Source organism: Methylophaga sp. UBA5088 (assembly GCF_002414625.1).
Lineage (GTDB): Bacteria > Pseudomonadota > Gammaproteobacteria > Nitrosococcales > Methylophagaceae > Methylophaga > Methylophaga marina.
In genome coordinates, this window is record NZ_DIAC01000088.1 from 20,988 (window position 1) to 22,350 (window position 1,363).

Here is a 1,363-nt window from a genome sequence, read left to right on the forward strand (position 1 = left end):
TAACTACTTTTGATCAGCTTGATGTGTGGTTTTGGTGAAGTACATAGACACATGGCAAATCATGGCCACCACCAGATAAAAACTCATCACCGCCAGGTTTTTAGGGAAGTATTGAATAAAGCGTTGTGTGTATTCAGTGAATGTTGGATCAGGATAACGACCAGAGAAGAAGTAAAAACCACCACCACTAAATAGTGTGGCTGCAGTGGCGGCTACTAATACACTGCCAACAAGAGGCAATAAGGTGGCAGCATTAAATTGGTATTTCGATGCATACCAGCGTCCAGCCATCCATAAGCTGCCATAAGCAGGAATGAGAAAACCGTAAGCAGGAGACATACAGAAACTAGTGCTCAATTGACCACCACCCAACAACACACTGGTGATATCGAGACCAGCCGCCATCGCTAAAAACACGGGAAACCAGGCTGCTGAACTGAGGTAAAGACCTGCTAAGAAAAAGATAGCCCATGATGCACTGGGTAATGCATCGACAGAAGCAAAATGATGACCTCGGGTCATAAACATTAAAAGCGCTAAGAGACCAGCAATAATTAGTTGCTGAGAACGAGATAAGGTCATGATGTGATTCTCCAGTGTGCCCACCCGCACACAATAGGTTTGAATTTGCCAAGAGGCACGTTGTATTTTCAGGCCGGTCTCCGGACTCGTGAGTGTTGCCTGATAAACACCTTCCCATACAGCACTGTACAGTGGCATTAGGTTTATCTGATCTCACTTACCGTTGCGGGGGCAGTGTCGGCATTATCTATTGATGCACCGACTTCCCGTTTACTCGCGATTGCAATACCTAAAACTCGCGATAGAATAAGGATTAATACGATATATTGTCAATTTGACGTGAAGAATAAACTCTCAACTTTAATATAAGAGGATGGCGTAGGTTTGACGTATGGATGCGCAGCCATTACTATGCGCGGCTCTTCAGGTGCTCTGTTTAGGCAGAGTTAAACGGGAAGTTGGTGACAAATCCAACACTGCCCCCGCAACGGTAAGCGTTGAAAAGCACATCATTAAGCCACTGCGAATCTCGTGGGAAGGCGATGTGTCAGGCATAGCCACAACGTAAGTCCGGAGACCGGCCTGAGGTTTCATAACAACACCATAGTGTTGTGACCCTTTTAACCTTGGAGCGCGGGTGAGCGTATCCTCAGGAGACAATTATGACCTTGTTTTCAAAGGCGTTGCCTTTGCGTGCTTGCACGCGCCTTTCAGCATTTACGCTGATTTCTTCTTTACTTTCTTTACCTGCCATCGCCAGTGATGAGCTTAATTCCATTACCGTCACAGCGAATCGTATGCCTACGGAAAATGCGTTGGCGCCGACCACGGTGATTACGCG

General features: G+C 46.4%; 1 protein-coding gene and 2 riboswitches. The gene reads right to left on the reverse strand.

Translation table 11 applies throughout. The features are described 5' to 3' along the window. Positions 1-3: 3 nt before the first annotated feature. Complete coding sequence (locus tag B4K20_RS11255; RefSeq protein WP_289282955.1) at positions 4-582, reverse strand: hypothetical protein; 579 nt, start codon at positions 580-582, stop codon at positions 4-6. Positions 583-636: 54 nt separating this feature from the next. After that, a riboswitch (cobalamin riboswitch) is annotated at positions 637-830 on the reverse strand. 100 nt (positions 831-930) lie between these two features. After that, positions 931-1,122: riboswitch (cobalamin riboswitch) on the forward strand. Positions 1,123-1,363 lie beyond the last annotated feature (241 nt).